Genomic DNA, 26,448 nt, shown 5'->3' with positions numbered 1-26,448 from the left:
CGACGCCGCCCTCACGGTGCCGTCACCGCCGCGGCCCTCTGCCACACCTGCTGGAAGGCGAAACGGGCTGCCTCGACCTCGTGCCGCTGATCGGCGTGCAGCACACCCAGGGCGTACGCGGTGGCCGGGGCGATCCGCGGCGTACGGGCTGCGGTGGCGGCCGCATCAGCGGCCTCCGCGGCGTCGCGGTGGCGGTCGAGGACCAGCCCCGCATGGCACAGCACCGGATCCGTCTTCGGGTGCAGCACCTCCTGTGCGTACCGGTGAAGTCGCAGCAGCAGCCGCACCTGGTGCCAGGGCGCGTCCTGCGCCTCTCCGGCCGATGCGGCGGCGAGGCCGTGCACCAGGGCCTCCGCGTTGTACGGATGTGCCGCGCGGGCCAGCGGCAGTGCGGCCACCGCCTCCAGGAACCGGCGCTCGGCGAGCTCCGCGGGCAGCGTCAGGGCCTCGGCGGCCGGGGCGCCGGCCGGCGGGCCGAGCGGCAGCTCGGAGGCGAGTACCGCGACGGCGTCGGCGACCGCGTGGAAGCGGGAGGAGCCGAGCGCCTGGAGCGCGGCGGAGTGGGCGCGGGTCCGGGCGAGGGTCAGCTGCCGCTCCAGCAGGGCCCCGGCCCGTGCGGCACCGACCGTGAGCGTGCCGGTACTGCGGGGCGTCTCGGCGCCGGGCTCGGAAGCGCCGGGCTCGGAAGTGGCGGCCTCGGAAGCGCCGGCCTCCGAAGTGGCGGCTTCGGAAGTGGCGGCCTCGAGCGGGCCGAGCTGACCCCTCGCGGGCGGCAGCGGTACCGCACCCGATAGCCGGGACAGCGCCTCCAGCAGCCGGCCGAGCCGTGAGGTGCAGGCGTGCTCCTGGGCCAGAGTGGCGGAGAGCCAGGCCAGCTCGGTGCGCAGACCGTCCGCCCAGGCGGGGTCGAGCAGCGGCCGGAAGGTGTGCAGCGTTCCGCTGATCCGCCGGGACGCCTGGCGCAGCGCGCGGGCGGCCGCCGCCACGCCCACCGTGTCCGCGCCGCTCTCGCTGTGCAGCCGCAGACTGCGCAGGAAGTCGCCCGCCTGCGCATGGAGATACCGGGCAAGGGCCTCTCCCGCCGTGACCGCGGCCGGGAGACCGGCCGGGACGGCGGCAGTGTCCTGCCGGGAGATATCAGGGCTGTGCACGCCGGCGCCTCCGGGCGTCTATGAGCATCTCCTGTATGTGCCGCAGCGGTTGGCCTTCCGAGTCCGTGGAGTGCCGGATCCACGCGCCGTCCGGGCCGAGATGCCAGGAGGACGTGCTGTCGGACATGCCGGTCTCCAGCAGCCGGGTGAGGGCCGCGCGGTGGGCCGGGTCGGTGACCCGTACCAGTGCCTCGATACGGCGGTCGAGGTTGCGGTGCATCATGTCGGCGCTGCCGAACCACACCTCGGGCTCGCCGCCGTTGCCGAAGGCGAAGATCCGGGAGTGCTCCAGGAAGCGGCCGAGGATCGAGCGCACCCGGATGTTCTCCGAGAGGCCGGGGACTCCGGGGCGCAGCGCGCAGATGCCGCGGACCCAGATGTCCACCCGCACGCCCGCCATCGCCGCCCGGTAGCAGGCGTCGATGATCGCCTCGTCCACCATCGAGTTGACCTTGATGCGTACGTAGGCGGGCCGTCCGGCGCGGTGGTGTGCGGCTTCCTTGTTTATTCGCGCGATCAGGCCGTCGCGCAGGGACTTGGGTGCGACCAGCAGACGGCGGTACGTCTCGCGGCGCGAGTAGCCCGAGAGCCGGTTGAACAGGTCCGAGAGGTCCGCCCCGACCTGCGGGTCCGCGGTCAGCAGCCCCAGGTCCTCGTACAGGCGGGCCGTCTTCGGGTGGTAGTTGCCGGTGCCGACGTGCGAGTAGCGGCGCAGTGTGTCGCCCTCCTGGCGGACCACCAGCGACAGTTTGCAGTGGGTCTTCAGGCCGACAAGACCGTAGACGACATGGCAGCCGGACTCCTCCAGCTTGCGCGCCCACTTGATGTTGGCCTGCTCGTCGAAGCGGGCCTTGATCTCCACCAGTACCAGGACCTGCTTGCCCGATTCGGCGGCGTCGATCAGCGCGTCGACAATCGGGGAGTCGCCGGAGGTGCGGTACAGCGTCTGCTTGATGGCGAGCACGTCCGGGTCGGCCGCGGCCTGCTCCAGGAAGGCCTGTACGGACGTCGAGAACGAGTCGTACGGGTGGTGCAGCAGTACGTCACGCTCGCGCAGCGCCATGAATATGTCCGGCGCGGAGGCCGACTCGACCTCGGCGAGATCCCGGTGGGTGCCCGCGATGAACTTCGGGTACTTCAGCTCGGGCCGGTCCAGCTTCGCGATGCCGAAGAGGCCCGTCAGGTCCAGCGGACCGGGCAGCGGATAGACCTCGGCGTCGGACACCTTCAGCTCGCGGACCAGCAGATCGAGCACGTACGGATCGATGGACTCCTCGACCTCGAGCCGCACCGGCGGCCCGAAGCGGCGCCGCATGAGCTCCTTCTCCAGCGCCTGCAGAAGGTTCTCCGCGTCGTCCTCCTCCACCTCCAGGTCCTCGTTCCTGGTCACCCGGAACATATGGTGCGCGAGCACCTCCATGCCGGGGAACAGCTCCTCCAGATGCGCGGCGATGACGTCCTCGAGAGGGACGTACCGCTGCGGGGAGGCCTCCAGGAAGCGGGACAGCAGCGGCGGGACCTTCACCCGCGCGAAGTGGCGGTGGCCGCTGACCGGGTTGCGCACGACGACCGCGAGGTTCAGCGAGAGGCCGGAGATATAGGGGAAGGGGTGCGCCGGGTCCACGGCCAGCGGGGTCAGGACCGGGAAGATCTGCTGCCGGAAGAGCGTGAAGAGGCGGGCCTGCTCCTTCTCGGTGAGGTCGGGCCAGCGGATGAGGTGGATGGACTCCTCGGCGAGCGCCGGGGCGACGTCCTGCTGGTAGCAGGCGGCGTGCCGGGCCATGAGCTCGCGGGAGCGGTTCCAGATCAGGTCCAGGACCTCGCGGGGCTGCAGACCGGACGCGGAGCGGGTGGCGACGCCGGTCGCGATACGGCGCTTCAGGCCGGCCACCCGGACCATGAAGAACTCGTCCAGGTTGGACGCGAAGATCGCGAGGAAGTTCGCCCGTTCGAGCAGCGGGGTGGCGGGATCCTCGGCGAGCTCCAGGACGCGCTCGTTGAACGCGAGCCAGCTTCGTTCGCGGTCGAGGAAGCGTCCCTGGGGCAATTCGGCGCCGTCGCCGTCGTGATCTTCCTCGTAGGCGTCGAGGTCGGCATCGATGTCGGGCTCGAGATCGGACACCGTGGCCGCGACGGTGTGCGGCCGGTGCGCGGCGATGGAACCGACGGACGGCTGGGGGTGCTGGACCGGTACCTCGGCGGGCTGGTGGCTCATGAACCCATTGTTCCGCGCGGAGAGGAAAACGGGCGCGTCGGAAGGGGCCGGGGTGAGGGGGATCTTGCCGTTGGGGGAGGCGGGCACAGCGGGCTGCATTGAGAGAGGGTCGCAAGGGTGTCTGAATGCCCGGTAACGACGACATGACATGCAGGCGCGGTCGTGATGAGCGGAGGTCGGCCGGGGCTTTACGCAGCCCCCGGCCGAGGGCCCCCAGGCGTGGAGACCCCTCGTCCACCACGCCTGGGAGGACGGCTCAGGCGTGGCGGCGGCGCAGGATCAGAAACACCGCAGCCGTCGCCGCTGCCGTGAGGGCCGGGACGATGCCCGTCTCGACCCGTTGGAGCGGCCGGAGCTGCTCCCGGTAACGCGCGGCGGCCACCATCGGGGACCCGGTGACGACGAGGGCGAACCCGGCGGCGGGCAGGGCGCGACGGACCCGGTGCATCAGCGACAGCATGGTGAAAAGCCCGCGGTGATCAGCAGGGCCGGGAGGGTCGGCCTGGCGGCGGGCCGGCGTGACGGCGTGACGGACTGGGTCCAGGACGGGGCGGCCGTGCCGCGCTCCAGCTCGCGGCCGGTGCGGACACCGCCGACGTGGACGGCGACGGCGAGCGGCAGCCACGCGATCACAGTGGCGGCGGGGCTCATGTTCCCGCTGTACTCGAACGCCGGGGACGAGGCGAAGTCCTCGAGGCACGCAGCAGTCCCGAGTCGGGGGAGCCGCAGGGGCCGCCGGCCCGCGCGGCCTCGAGCCCGACCGCGCGGAACCGGGCCGGGGCTGCCACCGAGGCGGCGAGGAAGGCGGCGGTGACGAGCAGCGCGCGGTGCAGCCGGAGGACCGACCAGGTCAGCCCCTTGGGGCGAGTGAGCTCATACCGCCGCCACCTCCGCCCTCGGCGGGAGCAGTCAACTGCTCCCGGCCCCTGGCCTTTCGGTCGCTCGGGACTCCGTCGGCGGGATCCCGGTCAGGACTCGGTCCGGTACATGAGATCCACCTCGTGGGTGACAAAGCCGAGGCGCTCGTACACCGTCAGCGCGGCCGTGTTGTCCGCGTCGACGTAGAGCATCGCGGTCGGCAGCCCCTCGGCGGCGAGATGGCGCAGCCCGAGCGCGGTGAGGGCCTTGCCGAGGCCGCCGCCCTGCGCCTCGGGCCGGATGCCGACGACGTACACCTCGCCGAGGTGCTCCGCGGCGTGCACCTTCGTCCAGTGGAAGCCGATGAGTTCCCCCTCGCGCTCGGCGAGGAAGAAGCCCTTGGGGTCGAACCACGGCTCGGCCTTGCGGTCGTCGAGGTCCCGCTGTGTCAGGGACCCCTGCTCGGGGTGGTGGGCAAACGCGGCGGCGTTCACGGCGAGCCAGGCGGCGTCGTCCTGCCCGGGCACGAAGGTGCGTACGGTGACGCCGGGCGGGAACACCGGCTCGGGGATGTTCAGCGGGTTCAACGGCCGCCGCAGCTGGCGCAGTTCACGGAAGAGGGTCAGCCCGAGCACCTGGGCCAGATGCCGCGCGGCTGACTTCCCGCCGTGCGCCCACACCCGCAGCCGCTTACCGGACGCCGCCAGCAACGCGGTCCCGAGCGCCCGCCCGTGACCGCGCCCGCGGTGCGAGGGATGCACGACCAGCTCGGCGGCCGGGGCCTCGACGGGGTCGGTGTCCTCCAGCTGCGCGTACCCGACGAGCTCGTTGGCGACGGTGAGAAGGAGATGCCGAACGCCCTCCCGCTTCCCGCCGCGCAGCTGCAGCCGCCCCTGCTCGGAGACGGCCTGCATCCCGTCGGACCGGGCGGCGTGACCGAGCATGCCGAGTACGGCCTGGGCCTGCTCGGGCGTGAGCTCCTCGAGGGTCTGAATCTGCCGGCCGGGCTCGAGTGCGGCTGTTGCGTCTGTCATGGGTCGAGGGTACGGCGGGGGGTGGGGGTGCGGGATCTGCGCGGCTCGGCATTTGCCCCGCAGGTCGGTGGAAGTTGTTCAACAGATTGTTGGACGGTGGGATCGGGCCGGAGCATGCCGTCTGCCGCACGCAGTGGAGATGGGCGCGGTCGAAGCCCGCGGGTCCGGGAACTCCGTGACGATCATCCCGGTGTTCACCTTGAGCGGGCCCCACATCTGCGCGCCCCACTGCGCGCTCCGCACCCGCGCGCCCCGCGCGACCGGCTTCAGCTTGCCGGTCAACTCCAAGAAGTCCGAGGACAGTTCGGCCGCCTTCTGATGTTCCTGCTCGTATATGTCCGCAGTGCGGGTGAAACGCGGAGAACTACCCGTTGACGAACGAAGGCAACCAGGTTGTAACCCGCTAGCCCCTGTCGTGCTACGCGCGTTGACTCTAGGCTGCCGCTCGCAGCCCTCACACCACGCTGAACTGACAAGGGGACAGATGTCAGCGACACAACAGAAGAACCGCGCGACCCGGCGGACCCGGCGGATACTCGCCACCGCCGCCGGACTGGCCACCGTCGGCGCACTCGTCGCCGCGATGCCGGCCAATGCCACCAGCAGCAGCGACCGCCACGGCGACCGTCACCACACGCCCGCGCGCACGGTCGATGTACAGCTGCTCTCCTTCAATGACCTGCACGGGAACCTGGAGCCGCCCGCCGGCTCGGCCGGGACGGTCAGTGAGAAGCAGGCCGACGGCACCGTCAAGGCCATCCCGGCCGGTGGTGCCGAGTATCTGGCGACCTCGCTGCGCGGTGCGCGCAAGGGGCACCCGTACTCCATCACTGCCGCCGGCGGCGACATGGTCGGTGCCAGCCCGCTGCTCTCCGGGCTCTTCCACGACGAGCCGACCATCGAGGCGCTCAACAAGATCGACCTCGATGTGACGGCCGTGGGCAACCACGAGTTCGACGAGGGCGCGGTCGAGCTCGCCCGGCTCCAGAAGGGTGGCTGCCACCCGGTCGAGGGCTGCTACGAGAAGGGGAAGAAGTTCAAGGGCGCGGACTTCCCCTACCTCGCGGCCAACGTCACCAAGGAGACGACCGGCAAGCCGATCCTCAAGCCGTACACGGTCTGGAAGAAGAACGGCGTCAAGATCGGCTTCATCGGTGTGACCCTCGAGGGCACGCCGGACATCGTCAACGCCAACGGCATCAAGGGCCTCAAGTTCAACGACGAGGTCGAGACGATCAACAAGTACGCCAAGGAGCTCGACCGCCAGGGCGTGAAGTCGATCGTCGCGCTGATCCACGAGGGCGGCTCGCCGGCCTCCTCCTCGTACAACTACGACTGCGACTCGCCGGGCGCGGGCGACGGCATTTCCGGCCCGATCGTCGATATCGCCAAGAACATCACGCCCAAGGTGGACGCGCTGGTCACCGGCCACACCCACCAGGCGTACGTGTGCACGGTTCCGGACCCGTCCGGCAAGCCGCGCATGGTCACTTCGGCGGCCTCGTACGGCAAGCTCTACACGGACACCACGCTCACGTACGACCGTCGCACCAAGGACATCGTCCGTACGTCGGTGAAGTCGGCGAACCGCATCGTCAGCCGTGACCAGGCCAAGGCCGAGGACATGACGGCACTCATCGCGCGCTGGAACAAGCTTGCCGCGCCGGTCGCGAACCGCCCGCAGGGCTGGATCTCCGCCGACATCAACGGCCGTGGCTCGACGGCGCCCGAGAAGCCGCTCGGCGACCTGATCGCGGACGCGCAGCTCGAGGGCCTGGCCCCGGCGGACAAGGGCGGGGCGCAGCTCGCGCTGATGAACCCGGGCGGGATCAGGTCCGACCTGGTCTTCAAGGCCTCGGGCAGTGAGGGCGACGGGGTGGTGACGTACGGCGAGTCGTTCACCGTGCAGCCGTTCACCAACATGATGAACGTCGTCGACCTGACCGGCGCCCAGCTGATCACCACGCTCCAGCAGCAGGTCAGCGGCCCGAACGAGGCCTCTCCGAAGATCCTTCAGGTCTCGAAGGGCTTCACCTACACCCTGGATCTGAAGAAGACGGGTGCGGCCCGGATCGATGTGGCCTCGGTGAAGCTGAACGGCGTCGCGATCGACCCGGCGAAGACCTACCGGGTCGCGATGAACGAGTTCCTGGCGGGCGGCGGTGACGGCTTCCCGGTGCTGAAGGAGCACAAGAACAAGCTGGTCGGCGCCTCCGACCTGGATGTCTTCAACGCCTACCTGGTGGCGAACTCGACGGCGGCCAAGCCGATCACGCCGCCGGCCGCCGACCGGATCACGGTCGTGCAGTAGCAGGTACCGGCACGTTGACGGTGGGGCGGTGGGCCAAGTGCCTGCCGCCCCACCGGCGTTGTGGGAGCGTGGCGGACCTCTGAGGCGGGATTCGGCCACTCCCGACCGACGGGTGCGCGACCCTGTTCATTCTTGACGTGACCCCGCCATAATGCCGGACCATGGACCGACGGAGCTTTCTCGCGGGTGCGGCAGCCGTCTCCGCGACCGCCCTCATCGGCGCACCGGCGTTCGCCGCGCCGCGGCGCACTCTGTCCGCGCAGGACTGGATGGCGGGCGCCGGCGACTCGACCGCCCTGGCGCGGCTGACGATCCCCGGCACCCATGACTCTGGCGCACGCTTCGGCGGCCTCTGGACGGAGTGCCAGAACACCACCGTCGCCGACCAGTTGAACAGCGGTATCCGCTTCCTGGACGTACGGTGCCGGGTCACCGGCGACTCCTTCGCCATCCACCACGGGGCGTTCTACCAGAATCTGATGTTCGGCGATGTGCTCATCGCCTGCCGGGACTTCCTCGCCGCCCACCCCTCCGAGACGGTCCTGATGCGCGTCAAGCAGGAGTACTCGCAGGAGAGCGACGCCGCCTTCCGTCGGGTCTTCGACCTGTATCTGGACGGCAAGGGCTGGCGCTCGCTGTTCCGCATCGGCGACGGGCTGCCGACGCTGGGCCAGGCACGCGGCAAGGTCGTGCTGCTCGGCGACAACGGCGGACTGCCCGGCGTCCGCTACGGCGACGGGAACCTCTTCGACATCCAGGACGACTGGAACGCCGCGCCGAACGCCAAGTACCCCAAGACCGAGGCGCACTTCCGCAAGGCGGCCCAGCAGCCCGGCAAGCTGTACATCAACTTTGTCAGCACCTCCGCGTATCTGCCGCCGCGCTGGAACTCCGACAACCTCAACCCGAGGGTTCACTCCTTCATCGACGGCTCCGAGGCGAGTGGGTGGAAGGGGCTCGGCATCGTGCCGCTCGACTTCCCCAACACCCGATCGGGCCTGGTCGATTCACTCATCCGGCACAACTGACCGGCTAGGCGGCAGGCGGCGGGGTCGCCGCCCCCGGCAACCGGATCACCGCGCGCGTTCCGCCGCCCGCCGCCGGAACGAGCGCGACCTCGCCGCCCGACTGCTGGACCGTACGGGCCACGATCGACAGCCCGAGCCCCGATCCCGGCAGCGCACGCGCGGACGGCGAGCGCCAGAACCGCTCGAAGACATACGGGAGTTCATCGGCGGGGATACCGGGACCGTGGTCCCGTACCGTCAGCTCACCGCCGCTGAGAGCCACCTCGACCGTCCCGCCCGGCGGCGAGAACTTCACCGCGTTGTCCAGGACATTGACCACCGCCCGCTGCAGCGCGGCCGGCTCCGCCCGTACGTACCAGGGCGCCAGCTCCGCCGTGAAGGTCAGCTCGGGGCCGCGCAGCCGGGCCCGCTCCAGCGCGGCCTCGGCGATCTCGTGCATCGCGACGACCTTCAGCGGCTCGGGGTGGACGGCGTCAGGCCGGGACAGCTCCTGCAAGTCACCGATGAGCACGGCCAGTTCGGTCATCTGCGCCGTGACCGAGGCCATCAGCGCCGTACGGTCCGCGGGCGGGAGCGCCCGGCCCGTCTCCTCGCTGCGCGCCAGCAGCTCGATATTCGTACGCAGCGAGGTCAGCGGCGTACGCAGCTCGTGCCCGGCGTCCGCGATCAGCTGCGCCTGCCGGTCCCGCGAGGAGGCGAGCGCGGCGGTCATGGAGTTGAAGGACCGGGACAGCCGGGCGATCTCGTCCTCGCCCTCGACCGGGATACGCACGGTCAGATCCTCGGTACGGGCGACATGCTCGACAGTTTCGGTGAGCTGGTCGACGGGCTTGAGGCCGGCCCGCGCGACCCAGAGACCGGCGGCGCCCGCGCCGAGCACGCCGATCCCCGCGAGGACGGTGAGCAGCAGCGCGAGCCGGTTCAGCGACGCTTCGATCTCCGCCAGCGGACGCGAGACCGACACGGCGACGGTGCCCCACTGCGGGCCGAGAGGAACCAGGGTGGTGCGGACGCGTACCGCGGCACCCCTGTCGGTGACGCCTTCGTGCAGTGTGTCGGTCCTGGTGCCCGCCGCGACGGCGACGTCCGCAGCCTGGACCTTCACCGGCTGCGAGTCCGGCGCGACACAGCGGTCCCCGCGCGCCCCGACGATCTGGATGTACGCGAACCCCGAGGCGTGAGCGTCGACGGTCTCGTTCCGCGGGGTGCGACAGGCGATCAGGGCCTGCTGCACCGTGCCTTCCGGAGCGCCGGTGTTCCGCAGAGAGGTGTCGAGTTCGGCGCGCAGCTGGGAGCTGGTCAGCAGCCAGCAGGCGACGGACACCGCCGCGACCGCCACCGCGACCGCCAACGCCACCAGCAGCGCCAGCCGGGACCGCAGCGGCAGCGTACGGAACCTTCTGATCACTCCGCGCCGCCCGACCGCAGCGCGTAGCCCACGCCACGCACCGTGTGGACCAGCCGCGGCTCGCCGGCCGCCTCCGTCTTGCGACGCAGATACATCACATACACATCCAGCGAATTCGAACTGGGCTCGAAGTCGAAGCCCCACACGGCCTTGAGGATCTGTTCCCGGGTGAGCACCTGACGCGGGTGCGCGAGGAACATCTCCAGGAGCGTGAACTCCGTACGCGTCAGCTCCACCCGGCGTGTGCCGCGCATGACCTCGCGGGTCACCAGGTCCATCCGCAGATCGGCGAAGGCCAGCACATCGTCGTCGGTGGCGGCGCTCCCGGCCGTCGCGTACGAACTGCGCCGCAGCAGCGCCCGCACCCGGGCAAACAGCTCGTCCAGCTCGAACGGCTTGACCAGATAGTCGTCGGCCCCCGCGTCCAGCCCCGTCACCCGGTCGCCGACCGTGTCCCGCGCGGTCAGCATCAGGATCGGCGTCGTCGATCCGGCGGCGCGCAGCCGACGGGCCGCGGTCAGTCCGTCCATCCGGGGCATCTGGATGTCGAGCACGATCAGATCGGGCGCGTACGCCTCCGCCCGCGCGAGGGCGTCGACACCGTCGACGGCGACCTCGGTCCCGTACCCCTCGAAGGCGAGAGACCGCTGGAGCGCCTCACGGACGGCGGGTTCGTCGTCGACGATGAGGATGCGGTCGCCTTCACGGGAGGTCGTCATGGCATCAGCCTCGCATGCGCTCAGCTGCTGCCGCCGGAGCGCAGGTCGTCCAGGTCGGCCTTGACCGTGTCGACGGGGATGGCGAAGCCGAGGCCGACGCTGCCCGCGGTGGAGCCGGAGCCCGAACTGGGCGAGTACATCGCGGAGTTGATACCGATTATCTCGCCGTTCATGTTGATGAGGGCGCCGCCGGAGTTGCCGGGGTTGAGGGAGGCGTCCGTCTGGAGGGCCTTGTACGTCGTCTTCGACGAGCCCGTGTCGCCGTTGAACTGCTGCCCGCCGAACTCGAAGGGCCAGCCGCCGCCCGGCTGCTGTTGCTGCTGACCTTGGTCCTGCTGCTTCGCGACGGTGACATCACGGTTGAGCGCGGAGACGATTCCGCTGGTCACGGTGCCGGTCAGGCCCTCGGGCGAGCCGATGGCGACGACCTCGTCGCCGACCTTGACCTTGCTGGAGTCGCCGAGTGCCGCCGCCTTCAGGCCTCCCCCAGAGCCTTCGGCCTGGGAGGTACCCCCAGCGCCCGCCAGCTTGATCAGAGCCAGATCCTTGTCCGGGTCGGTGCCGACGACCTTGGCGGTGTACGTCTTGCCGCTGCTGAGCCGCACCTTGACGGAGTCGGCCCCGGAGACGACGTGGTTGTTGGTGATGATCTCGCCGTCGCCGGTGATGATCACGCCGGAACCGGTGGACTGCCCGGCGGAGGAGGTCGCGCTGATCTCGACGATGCTCGGCGACACGGCCTGCGCGACGCCGGCGACGGTGCCGGTGCTGCTCTGCGACACATTGGTGCCCGTCACGCCGGTGCCGCTGCTGCCGGTGCCGTTGTCGGTGAGCCGCTGGACCAGGACGGACGCGCCGCCGCCGATGGCCGCGGCGACGATGGCAACGGCGGCGATGAGCGCGACGGGCCGCTTGGCCCTGGCCCGGTGCGCGGGCCCCCCGCCGGGACCGGCCTGCACGACGCCGCCCGGCGGCTGATACCCGGCGCCGCCGTCTCCGGGCCATACGGTGACGGGCGGGGTGGGCTCATGGGTAGGAGGCGGGGGGGATCCGCCGGTGGTGTACGGCTGCTGCTGGCCCTCGTCGCCGCTGCGGCGGTAGTAGTCCGTCATGGCAATGACTGTCGGGCGCGTAGATGAGAGCGGGCTGAGGAGGCCCTGAGAAGCCTGACAGAACCAGTTGCTCGGTCTTGTGGTTGAGGTGGGCCGGGGGCGTTGGTGGTTGCTCTTCGGTGGGTGGTTTCCTCAGTTGCTCGGTCATGTGGTGAGCGTGGGCCGGGGGCGTTGGTGGTTGCTGTCCGGTGGGTGGTTTCCTCCGGCGGACTGCTGTACCCCCGCGGCGGGCCGCACTCGTGTCGTTCGGGTGGGGAGGTGCCGTGCAGTGTCGTCCCCGTCAGTTGCTCGGTCATGTGGTCGGGGTGGGCCGGGGGCGTTGGTGGTTGCTGTCCGGTGGGTGGTTTCCTCAGTTGCTCGGTCATGTGGTGAGCGTGGGCCGGGGGCGTTGGTGGTTGCTGTCCGGTGGGTGGTTTCCTCCGGCGGACTGCTGTACCCCCGCGGCGGGCCGCACTCGTGTCGTACGGGTGGGGAGGTGCCGTGCAGTGTCGTCCCCGTCAGTTGCCCGGTCATGTGGTCAGGGTGGGCCGGGGGCGTTGGTGGTTGCTCTTCAGTGGGTGGTTTCCACCGGCGAACCGTGGGGGGATTGGCGGCAAGACCGGGGTCACGCACCAAGGCCCTGTACGCCGCCGACCCCGAGGAGTCGAGCCCGGAGGGGCACCGGAGCCCGCACCCGACAAGACCGGACGACCCTGGGCCCGGGCCACAAGAACCCCCGGGCCCGGGCAACAAGACCCCGTACCCCGCCGGAGGCAACCCGCACCCCGCCGGAGGCACGGGCCCGGGCCACATGAACCCGTCGCCCGCCGGAGGCTACCCGCAGCCGCAGGATCGGCGGATCACCAAGCCCGACGGGAACTGCTTCACCCGTTCCCGGCGAGAACCCGCCACCCGCAACCCGTCGTCCAGCACCAGATCCACCGCCGCCCGCGCCATCGCCGGGCGGTCCGAGGAGATCGTCGTCAGCGGCGGGTCCGTCAGCGCCGCCTCCTTGACGTCGTCGAAGCCCGCCACCGCCAGCTCGCCCGGCACATCTATCCGCAGCTCCCGGGCCGCCCGCAGCACACCGAACGCCTGGTCGTCCGTCGAGCAGAAGATCGCCGGCGGCCTCTCCGGGCCCGCCAGTAGCTTCAACGCCACCTGATACGCGTCGTAGCGGTTGTACGGCGCCTGGAACAGCCGTCCCTCCACCGACCGGCCCGACTCCAGCATGGCCCGGCGCCAGCCCTCGACGTGGTCCGCCACCGGGTCGCCGACCGCCGGGGTCGACTCGACGCCGCCGAGGCAGGCGACGTACGGGTGCCCGTGCTCCAGCAGATGCCGTGTCGCCAGCTGCGCGCCGCCGATGTCGTCCGTGACGACGGCCACGTCGTCGATGGCCTCCGGGCGCTCGTGCAGCAGCACCACCCGCGCGTCCCACGCCTCGATCTCCGCGGCCGCCCGTTCGCTCGGGCCCTGGCTGACCAGGATCAGCCCGGAGACCCGCATCCCGAGGAAGGCCCGCAGATAGTGGACCTCGCGCTCGTCGCGGTAGTCGGAGTTGCCGACGAGCACCATTTTTCCGCGGTCCGCCGCGGCCTGTTCGACCGCGTGCGCCATCTCCGCGAAGAACGGCTGCCGCGCGTCCGGCACGATCATGCCTATCAGGTCGGTCCGCCGCGAGGCCATCGCCTGGGCAACCCGATCGGGCCGGTACCCCAGCTCCTTGATCGCTGCGAGTACCCGCTCGCGCGTGGCCGGGGCGACCGGCCGGGGTCCGTTGTTGATGACGTAGCTGACGACCGCGGTCGAAGTCCCCGCCAGTCGTGCCACATCGTCCCGCGTCACCTTGGCCACGCGCGGCAGTCTACGCGGGGTGACCTACCTCTGGGCAGGGCGTACGCCCGCTTCCTGCGGCTCGGCCGTGTCCTCCGTACGAGCGACGGAGTCCGCCGCCCGTGCCGCGGCCTCCGCCGCGGTCTGCGCCGCCGCCTTCGCCTTCGCTTCCTCGGCCGCGCGTTCGACCTTCTCCGGCGTGACAAAGCGGTAGCCGACGTTGCGTACGGTCCCGATCAGAGACTCGTGCTCCGGGCCGAGCTTCGCGCGCAGCCGCCGTACGTGGACGTCGACCGTCCGCGTACCGCCGAAGTAGTCGTAGCCCCAGACCTCCTGGAGCAGCTGGGCCCGGGTGAAGACCCGCCCAGGGTGCTGCGCGAGGTACTTGAGCAGCTCGAACTCCTTGAAGGTCAGGTCCAGGACCCGCCCCTTCAGCTTCGCGCTGTACGTCGCCTCGTCGACCGACAGATCACCGTTGCGGATCTCCATCGGGCTGTCGTCCGAGGTGATCTGCTGGCGGCCCATCGCGAGCCGCAGCCGGGCCTCGACCTCGGCCGGACCAGCCGTGTCCAGCAGTACGTCGTCGATGCCCCAGTCCGCGGTGACGGCCGCGAGACCGCCCTCCGTCACGACGAGGATCAGCGGGCAGCCGGGTCCGGTGGACCGCAGCAGCTGGCACAGCGACCGCACCTGTGGCAGGTCGCGGCGGCCGTCGATCAGGATGATGTCGGCACCCGGGGTGTCGACGAGAGCCGGGCCTTCGGCGGGGGCGACCCGCACGTTGTGCAGCAGCAGTCCGAGGGCGGGGAGCACCTCCGTCGACGGCTGGAGGGCATTGGTCAGAAGCAGAAGTGAGCTCATCGCGCCCCACCTGCCCGGATCGTCCTACGGTCGTGCACGGTTCGCTGGCCCATAACGTCGGTTCCTCCTCGGTCCCTGCGAGGACGTTGCGGCACTGCTTCACGTGGCGGCCCCCGCGCCCTGGGGCCCGCCGTTCACCTGCCTGTAACAACGGGCAGAAAACACAAAAGGATCCGGGGGCTTCGTTGCCCGGATCCTCTTCCCAGCAGAATAGCCCACATGAGCTCCGTGGTAGAGGGTCCCTTCCGCAGATCAATTGTTTCCTCGCTCACGCCGGCACCCCTCAGGACGATGCTCCGCACGGACGACGGGGTATGTATCGAGGCGGTGTACGAGCCGTGTACGGCCGGTTCCGCCGCCACCGCGATTGTCGTCGCACACGGCTTCACGGGGTCCGTGGACCGGCCCGCCGTGCGGCGCGCTGCACAGGTGTTCGCGCAGCGTGCTGCCGTGGTCACTTTCTCTTTCCGCGGGCACGGCGGCTCGGGCGGCCGCTCCACGGTCGGCGACCGTGAGGTGCTGGATCTCGCGGCGGCGGTCGAGTGGGCACGTTCCTTCGGTCATACGCGTGTGGTGACCGTCGGTTTCTCGATGGGCGGCTCGGTGGTGCTCCGGCACGCCGCGATGCACGGGGGGCGCAAAGAAGCGCATACCGACGCGGTCGCCGCCGTCAGCGCCCCCGCGCGCTGGTACTACCGGGGTACGGCCCCGATGCGGCGGCTGCACTGGGTGGTCAGCAGGCCGCTCGGCCGTGTCGTCGGCCGCTTCGGCCTCGGCACCCGTATCCACCCCGAGGAGTGGAATCCCGTACCGCTCTCCCCGGTCGAGTCCGTGCCGCTGATCGCCCCGACGCCGCTGTTGATCGTGCACGGCGACCGCGACCCGTACTTCCCGCTGGACCATCCGCGCATGCTCGCCGCCGCAGCCGGCGAGGGGCAGGCCGAGCTGTGGCTGGAGCCGGGCATGGGCCACGCCGAGAACGCCGCGGACGAGGTGCTGCTCGGCCGCCTCGCGGACTGGCTGGCCGGCGAGTAGCCCATCATGGAAGCCGACGAAAGGAGTGCCGACATGGCAGCGGGAACCATCCGCTACTGGGCCGCGGCCAAGGCGGCGGCCGGCATCGCGGAGGAGCCGTACGCCGCGGGAACGCTCGCGGAGGCGCTGACCGCGGTGCGCGAACGGCACCCCGGTGAGCTGACGCGGGTACTGCAACGGTGTTCGTTCCTCGTCGACGGTGCCCCCGTCGGGACCCGCGGCCATGAGACCGTACGGCTTGCCGAGGGCGGCACGGTCGAGGTGCTCCCGCCGTTCGCAGGAGGGTGAACCGCACAACATGAGCAGCGATCAGCAGTATCCGTACGAACAGCAGCAGCCGTACCAGGAGCCGTATCAGCAGCCCTACCAGCAGCCGTTCCACGACCCAGGCGCGGCACAGACGTGGGAGGCCGAGACCTGGGACACGCAGTACCAGCCGACCGTGCGGCCCGCGCAGTCCGCCGCCGCGGCCGACGCCGTGTATCTGCCGCCGCAGGGCGCGTACCCCCTGCCGCCCGAGGCACCGGCACCGGCGCCGGAGCCGGCGCCCGCCGCGTACGAGCCGCCGACCGCAGCCGTCGGCCTGGCTGCGACAGGCGCCGCCGCGACCGGCAGTGCCGGGTACAGCGCCCCCACCACCGTCGGGAACGCCCGGATCACCGACGCCCAGCGCGCCCGCGCCGAGGGCCGTTCGCCGATCATCGCGCCGGGCATGCAGCCCGCCGGGCTGACCGCCGTCCTCGGACTGCTGCTCGCCGGCGGCGCGGCCATCGGCTCGTACGCTCTGCTCGTACCGCTCGTGCTGCTGCAGGCCGTCACCGCGGCCGGATGGTTCCGGCTCAACGGCATGTGGCCCGCCCGGCAGGGCATCGCGCTCGCCTTCGCGGGCGGCCTCGCCGCCGACGCCGTACTGCTCGGCGTCGGCCGGGAGAACGCGCCCGCCGCGATCATCGGCACGCTCGGTGTCTGGGTGCTGCTCACCCTCGTGCTGCAGCTGCGCAGCCACGCGGACGCCGACGAGCGGATGTACGGACTGATGGCGACCGTCGCGTCGGCCGCGCTGACGATCCTCGCGGCCGGGCATCTCGCGGCCGCGGACGACGCCGTGGTGGTGGGCGGGATCGCGGTCGCCGTGGCCGTCCTGGTCCGCGCGCTGCCGCTGCCCGGCCTCGCCTCCGTCGTCCTGTCGCTGCTGGCCGCGGCCGGTGCGGGCATCGCGGCCGGCGGTCTGACCGACATCGGCTCCGCGGGTGCGCTGCTGGGTCTCGCCGCGGGTGTCTGCGCGCTGGTCGGCCTGCGGGTGGCGAGCTACGACTACCCGTCCCGCTTCGTCCATATGACGGCGGGCGTGGCCCTGCCGCTGACCGCCGCTGCCCCTGCGGTCTATCTGATCGGCCGCGCGCTCGTGTGACCCCCAGGAACCAATGACGGGCGTCACTCGTCGATCATTGGACAGAGGTCGTCGTCCGGATTCGTTTAGGCTCGCGGGCGTCACGGGGGGCCGGACAGACCAAGGTGGGGGACACCGAGCAATGCGCGCACTGCGAATACTGCTGATCATCGCCGTGATCCTCGGCGGCATCTTCGTCGCCGCGGACCGGATCGCCGTGAACCTGGCCGAGTCGGAGGCAGCCGACAAGATCAAGAGCAACCAGGGGCTGAGCTCGACGCCGGAGATCTCCATCAAGGGCTTCCCCTTCCTCACCCAGGTCATGGGCAAGGAACTCGACGAGGTCGACGTCAGCCTCGCCGGCATCACCGCCACCGCGGGCGGCCACTCGGTCAATGTCACCGAGGTCAAGGCCGAGCTGCGCAACGTGAAGATCGACAGCTCCTTCTCCTCCGCCGTCGCCGACCGGGCCGACGGTTCCGCCCGGATCTCCTACGCCGATCTGACGAAGGCCGCGCCCAAGGGCGCCACCGTCACCTACGCCGGCGCCGACCGGGCAGCCAAGGGCCAGGTCAAGGTCACGGGACCGCTCACCGACCTGCTCGACGGAGCCGGCATCCGGGTGCCGGGCGCCTTCAAGGGCCTGCTCGCGGGCCGCATGGTCACCACGTACAGCACCGTCGTGCTCAAGGGCGGCGACACGGTCCAGCTGCGGGCCGAGTCGCTGCCGAAGCTGCCGGTGCCGGGCTTCGACGAGAAGCTCCGCAAGGCCATCGACTACGACCTGAAGATCGCCGGGATGCCGTCGAGCATCAAGCTGGACAAGGTCCGGGCGGCGGACGGCGGACTGCAGTTCTCGGGCACGGGCAGGAACGTGTCGCTGGCGGGCTGAGAATTCAGCCCGTCCGGGGCTTGCTGAAAGGCGGCCCGCCGGCGCTTGAGGAGAGAAACGGGAAGGGGCGGGGAGGGGCAGGATTCGCCGTCCGCTCGTCTCCCCGGCCGCATGGTGAGACGGCCGTGTCCGGTGGGTAGAAGGAATGAGCGCGCACACGGCCGTGTCGGCCGGGCGGAGACCGGCCACGGGGCACTCGTCCCGCATAGTGGATGATCGCGTCTCAGTATTCGACACACCGGTGACATCGCGGCGGATTCGTCCCTACGATCGGACCCATGAAGCGACAGGCGGACCTCACGAAGCGGCGGGCAGTAGACCTGTGCCGCGTCGCCGCCATGCTCTGTCGCACTTTCTGAGCGGGAGCCCGGCTCCCGTATCCCCCGGGCCCTTTGACCGTTGTCAGGGCCACCCCCGTGTACGTACGCCGTTCGTTCCGCGTACCCGCGCACCCCTCTTCGCACCACCCGCCGCACACTGCCCCGGAGGAGAAAGAGCATGAGCCGCAGCGACGTCCTGGTAGACGCCGACTGGGTCGAGGCCCACATCGAGGACCCGAAGGTCGTCATCGTCGAGGTCGACGAGGACACCTCCGCGTACGACAAGAACCACATCAAGAACGCCGTACGGATCGACTGGAAGAGCGACCTCCAGGACCCGGTCCGCCGCGACTTCGTCGACCAGGAGGGCTTCGACAAGCTCCTGTCGGCGAAGGGCATCGCCAACGACGACACCGTCGTTCTCTACGGCGGCAACAACAACTGGTTCGCCTCGTACGCCTACTGGTACTTCAAGCTCTACGGTCACGACAGCGTCAAGCTCCTCGACGGCGGCCGCAAGAAGTGGGAGCTCGACTCCCGCGACCTGGTCGACGGCTCCGAGGTCCCCAGCCGCCCGGCCACCGAGTACAAGGCCAAGCCCCAGGACACCTCGATCCGCGCCTTCCGCGACGAGGTCATCGCCTCGATCGGCAAGCTGAACCTGGTCGACGTCCGCTCGCCCGACGAGTTCTCGGGCAAGCTCCTCGCCCCGGCCCACCTCCCGCAGGAACAGTCGCAGAAGGCGGGCCACATCCCGACCTCCCGCAACATTCCGTGGTCGAAGAACGCCAACGACGACGGCACCTTCAAGTCCGACGACGAGCTCAAGGCGCTCTACGAGGACGAGGACGTCGACCTCGCGAAGGACACCATCGCCCTGTGCCGCATCGGTGAGCGTTCCTCGCTCACCTGGTTCGTGCTGCACGAGCTGCTCGACCAGCCCAACGTCAAGAACTACGACGGCTCGTGGACCGAGTACGGCTCCTTGGTCGGCGTGCCGATCGAGCTCGGCGCCGGCAAGTAAACCCCTCCTCCCGACCCCCGAAGGACGACCCTATGTGTGGAGCAAAGGCCGGCGGCCCCGACGCTTCGACGATCAAGCCCGGTGAGACGACCATCCAGGGCAGCGTGACGCGTGACGGCGAGCCCGTCACCGGATACGTCCGCCTGCTGGACTCGACGGGCGAATTCACCGCCGAGGTCCCGACCTCGGCGACCGGACAGTTCCGCTTCTACGCGGCCGAGGGCACGTGGACGGTGCGCGCGCTCGTCCCGGGTGGCACGGCGGACCGTACGGTCGTCGCGCAGACCGGTGGCCTCGCCGAGGTCGCGATCGCGGTCTGATTCATCACGTACTGGCCGAAGGGCCGCACCCCAGGGGGTTGGACGCTTCCTGATCGGGGTGCGGCCCTTCGGTCGTCCGCGTCGCCGGTCGTACGCTGGAGGTATGTACGCGCGACGCCGGCGTGGTTACTTCCTGCTGATGGGCGGATGCGTCTTCCTCTTCGTCTCCGCGTGGGCCGTCGTGCGTCTCTGGTCGATCCCCGTCGCCGTCGGCATGTGCGTCGTCGCCATGGTCATCCCGCCGCTCGCCGCGATGTTCGCCAACGCGCGCGGCCCCGAGGACCGCTGGTGGGACGACCCGTCAGGGGACCCGAAGTCCGACGAGTGGTGGGACGAGCTGGACGGCAAGAAGCGCCGGTCGCAGTAAGCCGTGCAGCTGACGGGCGAGTCCCCTAGTAGACGAGCGCCTGGACGTCAGTAGACGAGCGCCTGAACGTCGTCCGGCATGATCTCGCTGACGAAGACCTGCGCGCCCGCGATCCGTACGCCGTCGAGCACATCCTTCTCCGCGATGTCCCGACGGACCGCGCACTGCGTGCAGAGCGTGATCTGCCCGGCCGCCTGGATCGACTCGATCAGATCCGGCAGCGGCGCCGCATGCGGCAGTTCGAACTCGGCCGCGCGCCCCGGCAGCGCGAACCACGCGGACTCACCGGTCAGCCAGAGCGAGACCTCCACACCGCTGGCCGCGGCGACGGCCGCCACCGTGAAGGCCTGCGAGCAGCGCTCGGGCGCATCGGCCCCGGCGGTCACCTTGATCACGAGCTTCTTCGCCATGTACCGAACTGTAATGGTCGTGGCCACAACCTCGTTCCGCCATCGTTGGTCTGCTGGGTGTGCAAATACAGGAGGACCACGAGAAACCTCGGGGTGAGCACGATGTCCCCGAGGCACCGGCTCCGCACCGATGGGGCCGGACGGCGCTGATCGTCGCCGGGGCCGCCGTGCTGGGCGTGCTCGCCGGCACGGTCACCGGCTATGCCGTGCAGTACGACCGCCGGCCGACGCCGCTGTCGCCGCTGTCCCAGCCGGAGCTGCGGACACCGAAGACGGTCCCGGCGGGACCGGACACCACACCGCTGACCATCAGCGCGAACCGCCGACACAAGACGGACGGCGATCTGCGCAAGTTGCTGGTCAAAAAGCCGAAGGGCGCGCAAGCGAGCAAGGCGATGTCCGAGGGCTGGACGAGCGTCATGTCCTTCGCCGACGGCTACAACGAGCCCGACGAGTCGTTCACCGACCTGGTCGAGTCCGAGATCCGCCGGATCGCGACGACCACCTGGGAGCAGCGCGGCGAGGTCTTCGTCACGGTCAACCTGCTCCAGTTCCGGGACGAGACCAGGACCGCGGCCGCCGAGTGGGCCCGGGGCCAGCAGGCCTATATGCCCCGACAGGAGTTCGCCGGAAACGCCGGCGAACTGATCGCCGGCAGTGGCAACGGACGGGTCTACGTCTACAACGAGCCGCATCGCGAAGCCGGCTATGAGCCGTTGTACCAGGCCCGGGCCATCGCCTACCGCGGCGATGTCGCCATGGAGATCTGGTACATCAACAACACTCGCAAGGTCTCCGAGAAGGCCGTGACGGCCCTTGCCGAGCAGCAACTGGGGCGCCTGTGAGTGATCAGCCGACCACCACCCCGGAGTTCCGGGCGCCCGTCCCCGAGATCCTCGGCACGCTCAAGGAGCCGCGTCGCCCGAACCGCAGGACGGTCGTCGCGATGTCGGGAGTTCTCGCCCTCGCGGCCGTCGCCGGCCTCGGTGTCCTCGCGCTCGACCGGCTCGGCAACGCCGACCGCACCGCGCCCACCGTCGTCTGGGCCGAGCCCCCGCAGCGGCCGGAGAACCCGGCGGCCGAGCCCATGGGGCTTGCCGCCAAGCTGCCGCCGGTGCCGTACGCGTACGAGCTGGGGCCGGACGTCGACGGCGTGGGCAACAACACGGTCCTCGGCAGGAAGCAGGCGATCGTCACGTTCAAGGAGGGCACGCGCAGCCTGCCGTCCGCCCAGCGCAAGGCGCGCAGCAAGGCGATCGACAAGCTGCGGTTGCAGGGCCTCGCGATGCGCAGCTATGTGTCCGTCGACCATCACCTGATCGTCGAGATGCAGCTCGCGCAGATCGACAATGCCAAGGACGGCCGGAAGCTGGCTCGGTTCCAGTCCGAGGTCGCGGACGCGCTCGGCATCTTCCGCAAGGGACCGGCGGTCCCCGACTTCAAGAACGCCAAGTGCTTCCTGCTGCCCAAGAGCGCATCGAAAAACTTCGACGCGATGTTCTGCAGCGCCTACGAGGGCGACGTGCTGGTGAATGTGACCGCGTACGGCCCCAAGCCGCTGGACACCGCGGCGGCCGCCGAGCTCCTGCGGCTTCAGCTGGACCGTCTGAAATCTCCTGGGGAGTCCGTGTGACCGACGAAACGCATACGGCACCCGAGGTGCACGACGTACAGGACCTGCACAACGTGCACGACGTACAGGAGCTGCACGACGTGCACGAGGTGCATCTGATCGCGTCACAGGCCGAGGGCGGCTTCCCGCCGGAGGATCCGGCGCCTGCTGTCCCGTCTTGCCGACGCCGCCTGCGGACCGCGCTGCGCTCCTCGGCGGCAGTACTGGCCTTCGCCTCGTTCGGTGTGGCCGTCGCATACGGCATCACGGAGCAGCGGCGCACCGATGTTCCCGGGCTCTCCACCCGGAGCGACGGCCGCTGGGCGTATCCGGAGCTGGAGAAGCCGGTGTTGCCGGCCGGTGCGGTGGATCCGTTCGACCGGACGAACCCGGGGCACGTCCACTACGCGGACCTGAGCGCGCTGCTGCTCCCGGCGCCCGCGGGCGCGCGGCCCGACAAGAAGCTCCAGGGCCAGGGGCAGCGGGTGCCGGTCGGCAGGTTCCTCGGTGAATTCCCCGAGGGCCTGCGGGAGAACCTGGGCCAGGACCTCGCCGACGGCGGGCTGCGGCACGTCGTGGCGCATGGCTGGACCACGGCCGACTCCACCAGCACCCGGATCTATCTGCTGCGCTTCCACTCGGCCACGTTCGCCGACGAGTTCTTCTCGGAGCATCTGGGCGGGGAGCCGGAGGCGGTCGCACAGCTGAACGGGGTGGACCAGGTCGCTCCGGTCGACGAGACGTACCCGTCCCAGGCGGTCGTCCCCTCCACCGAACGCTATGTGTACGACGAGTCACAACCGGGGTCGGTGCATGTCCGGCACGCATACATCACCGCGGGCGACACGGTGGCGCTGATCATCCAGTCCCGGAAGGGCAAGGCCTTGGCCGTCCCCTTCCACCAGACGGTGGTCCTGCAGAATCAGCTGCTTGGCTGACCTCGCAGAGATGCCCGTAGTCCCACCCACTAGGCTGGGGACCCGGCCCTTGACCGCCCACACCGCACATCCGAGGAGCACCCCGTGCTTGAGGCATTCTTCGAAGCCCTGCTGGTCCTGGTCTGCGTCGGCGTCGCCGCCTTCGCCGGTCTGACCGTGAAGAAGCTGTACCAGGGTCAGCGCTAGTCAGCGCCCCTCGCGCTCGTCACCTCCGTATCTCTACAGATCGCCAGAGCTGCTCATGATCGAGATTCCGTCCGACCTGAACCCGGGCCTCGTCCCCCTCGCCTTCCTCCTCGGTACCTGGGAGGGCGCGGGCGTTTCCGACTTCCCCGGCGCCGAGAAGTGCAACTTCGGCCAGGAAGTCACCTTCAGCCACGACGGCCGGGACTTCCTCGAGTACATCTCGCACACCTGGGTGCTCGACGCCGAAGGCAAGAAGGTCCGCCCGCTGGAGTCCGAGACCGGCTACTGGCGCATCGACTCCGACCGCAAGGTCGAGGTCGTCATGGCACGTGACCAGGGCATCGTCGAGATCTGGTACGGCGAGCTCGCCGACCAGAAGCCGCAGATCGACCTGGTGACGGACGCGGTCGCGCGCACCGGGGTCTCGGGTCCGTACACCGGTGGCAAGCGGCTCTACGGTTATGTGAAGAGCGACCTGATGTGGGTGGGCGAGAAGGCCACTCCGGAGGTCCCGCTGCGCCCGTACATGTCGGCGCATCTGAAGAAGGTCGTCTCCCCGGAGCAGGTCGAGGAGTGGGCCAAGGACCTCGGCGACCTCCCGGACGACGGCATCGCTTTCTTCAAGTAGCCCGCCGGCTCTCGCCACGCCCCGCCGAAGGATCAAGGCCGACAACCGCTCCCCGCGGTGGAAGCGCCTGCCTACACTGGGTGCGTGGTGAGCACCGACTGGAAGAGTGATCTGCGGCAGCGCGGCTACCGGCTGACTCCGCAGCGCCAGCTTGTCCTCGAGGCCGTCGACACGCTCGAGCACGCGACGCCCGACGACATCCTCTCCGAGGTGCGCAAGACCGCCTCCGGCGTGAACATCTCCACCGTCTACCGGACCCTGGAGCTCCTCGAGGAGCTCGGCCTGGTCTCCCACGCCCACCTCGGCCACGGCGCCCCGACGTACCACCTCGCCGACCGGCACCACCACATCCACCTGGTCTGCCGCGACTGTACGAATGTGATCGAGGCGGATGTCTCCGTCGCCGCCGAGTTCACCTCCAAGCTCCGCGAGACCTTCGGTTTCGAGACGGACATGAAGCACTTCGCGATCTTCGGCCGCTGCAAGAAGTGCACCGCTGAGGCCCCGACCACCGAGTCGTAGGCTTAGCGCATGAAGAGCCCCCTGCTGTCCCTGCCCGGTGCGGTCGCCGCCGAAGGCCATGACGAAGGCGTCGCCGCGCACTACGGCGATCTGTTCCGCGAGCAGCGCGCCCTCGCGGACGGCGCCGGCCTTGTCGATCTCTCGCACCGCGGCGTCGTCACCGTCACCGGCGACGACCGCCTGAGCTGGCTGCATCTTCTGCTCACCCAGCATGTGAGCGAGCTCCCGGCCGGCCGGGCGACCGAGGCGCTGATCCTCTCCGCGCACGGCCATATCGAGCATGCCCTGTATCTCGTCGACGACGGCGAGACGGTCTGGGCGCATGTCGAACCGGGCACACAGCAGGAACTCATCGGGTACCTGGAGTCGATGAAGTTCTTCTACCGGGTCGAAGTCGCCGACCGGACCGGGGAGTTCGCGGTCGTCCACCTGCCTGCGGGTTCCATCGCCGAGGTACCCGAGGGCGTTGTCGTACGGGAGACTCCGTACGGCCGCGATCTGTTCCTGCCGCGTGCCGACCTCGAAACGTACGCCGCCGCGAACGGCCCGGTCGCCGGGATCCTGGCGTACGAGGCACTGCGCGTCGAGACCCACCGCCCCCGCCTCGGCTTCGAGACCGACCACCGCACCATCCCGCACGAGCTGGGCTGGATCGGCAGCGCGGTCCACCTGCAGAAGGGCTGCTACCGCGGCCAGGAGACCGTCGCGCGCGTCCACAACCTGGGGAAGCCGCCGCGTCGGCTGGTCTTCCTGCACCTCGACGGCAGTGAGGTGCACCTGCCGGGCCACGGCACTCCGGTGCGGCTCGCCGCGGACGGTGAGGAGGGCCGCCAGCTGGGCTTCATCACCACGTCAGCCCGTCATCACGAGCTCGGCCCGATCGCACTGGCGCTGGTCAAGCGCAATGTGCCGATGGACGCGGAGCTGCTGGCGGGCGACACGGCGGCCGCGCAGGAGCTCGTGGTCGAGCCGTAGCTCCTCAGATTTCGATCAGTACGGTGAACGGGCCGTGATTGGTGAGCGAGACGCGCATGTCCGCCCCGAACCGGCCCGTCTCCACCCGTGCCCCCAGCGCCCGCAGCTGCGCCACCACTTCGTCGACCAGTGGTTCGGCCACATCGCCGGGCGCAGCGGCGTTCCAGGTGGGGCGGCGGCCCTTGCGGGCGTCCCCGTAGAGAGTGAACTGCGAAATCACCAGCAACGGCGCGTTCACGTCCGAGCAGGACTTCTCGCCCTCCAGAATGCGGACCGACCAGAGCTTGCGGGCCAGCTGCGCCGCCTTCTCCTTGGTGTCCTCGTGGGTCACTCCCACCAGCACACACAGCCCTTCGCCGACGATTTCGCCGACCGTCTCGCCCGCCACCACGACGCTCGCGCCGTCGACCCTCTGCACCACTGCACGCATACAGACCAACCTATCTGGGGCTGAACGGGTGCAGAGCACCTGCGTCGGGACCTTCGGGAGTGGCACCATGCACGGAGGCGGTGCAGCCGCACCGGTCGAGGGGACGGACATACGCACATGAGCACATCTGGCGCCGGACAGCCGCCCGGTCCCGTATCGCTTCCCACATCGCTGCCCACAGCGATTTCCGCGTCGCTTCCCGCGTCGCCTTCCGTGCCGCGTACCGCACCGTCTTCCGTGCCACCTTCCGTGCCACCTTCCGTGCCACCTTCCGCGCCGACCCGTACCGGCCGCTCACGTGCCGCGCGACCGCCCCAGCAGCGTTCCGGGGACGCCCTGCCTGAGCCCCCGCAGCACGATCTCGCGGCACTGCGCCTGCCTGAGCTGCGCAATCTCCGCCGCGACTCGCATCGCGACGAGGCGGACCTCAGCTATGTGCGGCGGCTGCTGCAGGGCCGCATCGACATTCTGCGGGCCGAGCTGGCGCGGCGTACGGCCCCACAGGCGCCGGTCGTCCCGGAGACAACCGTCGTGGACCGTCTGTCGAAGATCCTGGCCGATGCCCCTTCGCGGCACCGCTCGTCGGCCCGGCATGTGACGCTCTCCACGCCGCACAGCGAGGAGTACCGGCGGCTGGCCTCGGACATGCTCTCCGAGGTCGAGCTCTCCGACCTCGACGCCCGTACCGACGAGGAGTTGCACGCGGCGATGGGCCGGCTGATCCGCTACGAACAGCAGGTGTCGCACAGCCGTCAGTTGCTGCAACGCACGGCGGACGATTGCAGTGCCGAGATCGCCCGCAGGTACCGTGAAGGTGAAGCACAAGTAGACGACCTGCTCACCTGAAGCGATCCTTCCGGGAGCGGGCACACGCCCCGGGAAGGCCC

General features: G+C 70.1%; 30 protein-coding genes. 18 read left to right on the top strand and 12 right to left on the bottom strand.

Features of this window, described 5'->3' with window-relative positions:
- Positions 1-11: 11 nt before the first annotated feature.
- The 5 genes from OG735_RS19775 to mshD all read right to left on the bottom strand — a co-directional run bounded on the left by OG735_RS19775 (position 12) and on the right by mshD (position 5,258).
- Positions 12-1,151 (bottom strand): CHAD domain-containing protein, encoded by a 1,140-nt coding sequence (locus tag OG735_RS19775; RefSeq protein WP_442812456.1) that lies wholly within the window; start codon positions 1,149-1,151, stop codon positions 12-14.
- Complete coding sequence (locus tag OG735_RS19770) at positions 1,138-3,366, bottom strand: RNA degradosome polyphosphate kinase (protein ID WP_327328378.1); 2,229 nt, start codon at positions 3,364-3,366, stop codon at positions 1,138-1,140. Before OG735_RS19770 ends, OG735_RS19775 begins: the two co-directional genes overlap by 14 nt.
- A gap of 256 nt (positions 3,367-3,622) precedes the next feature.
- Positions 3,623-3,814 (bottom strand): hypothetical protein, encoded by a 192-nt coding sequence (locus OG735_RS19765; RefSeq protein ID WP_327324523.1) that lies wholly within the window; start codon positions 3,812-3,814, stop codon positions 3,623-3,625.
- Positions 3,814-4,017 (bottom strand): hypothetical protein, encoded by a 204-nt coding sequence (locus OG735_RS19760; RefSeq protein WP_327324522.1) that lies wholly within the window; start codon positions 4,015-4,017, stop codon positions 3,814-3,816. The genes OG735_RS19765 and OG735_RS19760 overlap by 1 nt, the downstream gene beginning before the upstream one ends.
- A gap of 317 nt (positions 4,018-4,334) precedes the next feature.
- The gene (mshD, locus tag OG735_RS19755) at positions 4,335-5,258 is read right to left on the bottom strand and encodes a mycothiol synthase (protein WP_327324521.1); all 924 of its coding nucleotides are present in this window, start codon (positions 5,256-5,258) and stop codon (positions 4,335-4,337) included.
- Positions 5,259-5,397: 139 nt separating this feature from the next.
- Here mshD and OG735_RS19750 point away from each other — a divergent pair, with 139 nt between their 5' ends.
- From OG735_RS19750 to OG735_RS19740, 3 genes are all read left to right on the top strand, one after another.
- Positions 5,398-5,577 (top strand): hypothetical protein, encoded by a 180-nt coding sequence (locus OG735_RS19750; RefSeq protein WP_327324520.1) that lies wholly within the window; start codon positions 5,398-5,400, stop codon positions 5,575-5,577.
- Positions 5,578-5,742: 165 nt separating this feature from the next.
- Positions 5,743-7,569 carry a bifunctional metallophosphatase/5'-nucleotidase gene (locus OG735_RS19745; protein ID WP_327324519.1) on the top strand — a complete coding sequence of 609 codons (1,827 nt, stop codon included), beginning with the start codon at positions 5,743-5,745 and terminating at the stop codon, positions 7,567-7,569.
- 161 nt (positions 7,570-7,730) lie between these two features.
- The gene (locus OG735_RS19740; RefSeq protein ID WP_327324518.1) at positions 7,731-8,597 is read left to right on the top strand and encodes a phosphatidylinositol-specific phospholipase C; all 867 of its coding nucleotides are present in this window, start codon (positions 7,731-7,733) and stop codon (positions 8,595-8,597) included.
- 4 nt (positions 8,598-8,601) lie between these two features.
- On the opposite strand, the gene OG735_RS19735 is transcribed toward OG735_RS19740, so the two are convergent.
- The 5 genes from OG735_RS19735 to OG735_RS19715 all read right to left on the bottom strand — a co-directional run bounded on the left by OG735_RS19735 (position 8,602) and on the right by OG735_RS19715 (position 14,512).
- Positions 8,602-10,005, bottom strand: a complete 1,404-nt coding sequence (locus OG735_RS19735; protein ID WP_327324517.1) for a sensor histidine kinase — start codon at positions 10,003-10,005, stop codon at positions 8,602-8,604.
- Positions 10,002-10,724, bottom strand: coding sequence for a response regulator transcription factor (locus OG735_RS19730; RefSeq protein ID WP_327324516.1), 723 nt, complete (start codon positions 10,722-10,724; stop codon positions 10,002-10,004). Before OG735_RS19730 ends, OG735_RS19735 begins: the two co-directional genes overlap by 4 nt.
- Before the next feature lie 20 nt (positions 10,725-10,744).
- Positions 10,745-11,836: a S1C family serine protease gene (locus OG735_RS19725; protein ID WP_327324515.1), complete on the bottom strand. Its 1,092-nt coding sequence runs from the start codon at positions 11,834-11,836 to the stop codon at positions 10,745-10,747.
- An 813-nt stretch (positions 11,837-12,649) separates the two neighbouring features.
- Positions 12,650-13,672: a LacI family DNA-binding transcriptional regulator gene (locus OG735_RS19720; protein ID WP_327324514.1), complete on the bottom strand. Its 1,023-nt coding sequence runs from the start codon at positions 13,670-13,672 to the stop codon at positions 12,650-12,652.
- Positions 13,673-13,696: 24 nt separating this feature from the next.
- Positions 13,697-14,512, bottom strand: coding sequence for a response regulator transcription factor (locus OG735_RS19715; protein ID WP_327324513.1), 816 nt, complete (start codon positions 14,510-14,512; stop codon positions 13,697-13,699).
- 219 nt (positions 14,513-14,731) lie between these two features.
- On the opposite strand from OG735_RS19715, the gene OG735_RS19710 reads away from it, so the two are divergent.
- The 8 genes from OG735_RS19710 (at position 14,732) to OG735_RS19680 (ending at position 19,860) form a co-directional block, all read left to right on the top strand.
- Complete coding sequence (locus tag OG735_RS19710; protein WP_327324512.1) at positions 14,732-15,547, top strand: alpha/beta hydrolase family protein; 816 nt, start codon at positions 14,732-14,734, stop codon at positions 15,545-15,547.
- A 33-nt stretch (positions 15,548-15,580) separates the two neighbouring features.
- Positions 15,581-15,835 (top strand): MoaD/ThiS family protein, encoded by a 255-nt coding sequence (locus OG735_RS19705; protein WP_327324511.1) that lies wholly within the window; start codon positions 15,581-15,583, stop codon positions 15,833-15,835.
- A 10-nt stretch (positions 15,836-15,845) separates the two neighbouring features.
- Complete coding sequence (locus tag OG735_RS19700; RefSeq protein ID WP_327324510.1) at positions 15,846-16,958, top strand: hypothetical protein; 1,113 nt, start codon at positions 15,846-15,848, stop codon at positions 16,956-16,958.
- Positions 16,959-17,079: 121 nt separating this feature from the next.
- Complete coding sequence (locus OG735_RS19695; RefSeq protein WP_327324509.1) at positions 17,080-17,829, top strand: LmeA family phospholipid-binding protein; 750 nt, start codon at positions 17,080-17,082, stop codon at positions 17,827-17,829.
- Between the two features lie 278 nt (positions 17,830-18,107).
- Positions 18,108-18,188: a putative leader peptide gene (locus tag OG735_RS41985; protein ID WP_350310325.1), complete on the top strand. Its 81-nt coding sequence runs from the start codon at positions 18,108-18,110 to the stop codon at positions 18,186-18,188.
- 139 nt (positions 18,189-18,327) lie between these two features.
- A complete protein-coding gene (locus tag OG735_RS19690; RefSeq protein ID WP_327324508.1) occupies positions 18,328-19,173 on the top strand; it encodes a sulfurtransferase in 846 nt (281 codons plus the stop codon).
- 32 nt (positions 19,174-19,205) lie between these two features.
- Positions 19,206-19,493, top strand: a complete 288-nt coding sequence (locus OG735_RS19685; RefSeq protein WP_018101653.1) for a DUF1416 domain-containing protein — start codon at positions 19,206-19,208, stop codon at positions 19,491-19,493.
- Between the two features lie 103 nt (positions 19,494-19,596).
- Positions 19,597-19,860, top strand: a complete 264-nt coding sequence (locus tag OG735_RS19680; RefSeq protein WP_327324507.1) for a DUF3099 domain-containing protein — start codon at positions 19,597-19,599, stop codon at positions 19,858-19,860.
- A gap of 47 nt (positions 19,861-19,907) precedes the next feature.
- On the opposite strand, the gene OG735_RS19675 is transcribed toward OG735_RS19680, so the two are convergent.
- The gene (locus OG735_RS19675) at positions 19,908-20,270 is read right to left on the bottom strand and encodes a DsrE family protein (protein ID WP_327324506.1); all 363 of its coding nucleotides are present in this window, start codon (positions 20,268-20,270) and stop codon (positions 19,908-19,910) included.
- A gap of 59 nt (positions 20,271-20,329) precedes the next feature.
- Between OG735_RS19675 and OG735_RS19670 the strand changes: the two genes are divergently transcribed.
- The 6 genes from OG735_RS19670 to ygfZ all read left to right on the top strand — a co-directional run bounded on the left by OG735_RS19670 (position 20,330) and on the right by ygfZ (position 25,131).
- Positions 20,330-21,115, top strand: coding sequence for a hypothetical protein (locus tag OG735_RS19670; RefSeq protein ID WP_327324505.1), 786 nt, complete (start codon positions 20,330-20,332; stop codon positions 21,113-21,115).
- Entirely contained in the window at positions 21,112-21,903 is a 792-nt protein-coding gene (locus tag OG735_RS19665) for a hypothetical protein (RefSeq protein ID WP_327324504.1), read from the top strand. Before OG735_RS19670 ends, OG735_RS19665 begins: the two co-directional genes overlap by 4 nt.
- Positions 21,900-22,820, top strand: a complete 921-nt coding sequence (locus OG735_RS19660) for a hypothetical protein (protein WP_327324503.1) — start codon at positions 21,900-21,902, stop codon at positions 22,818-22,820. Before OG735_RS19665 ends, OG735_RS19660 begins: the two co-directional genes overlap by 4 nt.
- 241 nt (positions 22,821-23,061) lie before the next feature.
- Entirely contained in the window at positions 23,062-23,634 is a 573-nt protein-coding gene (locus tag OG735_RS19655) for an FABP family protein (RefSeq protein WP_327324502.1), read from the top strand.
- A gap of 84 nt (positions 23,635-23,718) precedes the next feature.
- Complete coding sequence (locus OG735_RS19650) at positions 23,719-24,156, top strand: Fur family transcriptional regulator (RefSeq protein ID WP_327324501.1); 438 nt, start codon at positions 23,719-23,721, stop codon at positions 24,154-24,156.
- A 9-nt stretch (positions 24,157-24,165) separates the two neighbouring features.
- A complete protein-coding gene (ygfZ, locus tag OG735_RS19645; RefSeq protein ID WP_327324500.1) occupies positions 24,166-25,131 on the top strand; it encodes a CAF17-like 4Fe-4S cluster assembly/insertion protein YgfZ in 966 nt (321 codons plus the stop codon).
- A 4-nt stretch (positions 25,132-25,135) separates the two neighbouring features.
- Here the strand turns inward: ygfZ and dtd are convergent, their stop codons facing one another.
- Entirely contained in the window at positions 25,136-25,561 is a 426-nt protein-coding gene (dtd, locus tag OG735_RS19640; RefSeq protein ID WP_327324499.1) for a D-aminoacyl-tRNA deacylase, read from the bottom strand.
- A 117-nt stretch (positions 25,562-25,678) separates the two neighbouring features.
- Here dtd and OG735_RS19635 point away from each other — a divergent pair, with 117 nt between their 5' ends.
- The gene (locus OG735_RS19635) at positions 25,679-26,407 is read left to right on the top strand and encodes an RsiG family protein (RefSeq protein WP_327324498.1); all 729 of its coding nucleotides are present in this window, start codon (positions 25,679-25,681) and stop codon (positions 26,405-26,407) included.
- The last annotated feature ends 41 nt before the right edge of the window (positions 26,408-26,448 follow it).

Origin of the sequence: Streptomyces sp. NBC_01210 (genome assembly GCF_036010325.1) — a bacterium.
In the GTDB taxonomy this organism is placed as follows: domain Bacteria; phylum Actinomycetota; class Actinomycetes; order Streptomycetales; family Streptomycetaceae; genus Streptomyces.
This window is presented reverse-complemented; position numbering and strand designations above follow the sequence as displayed.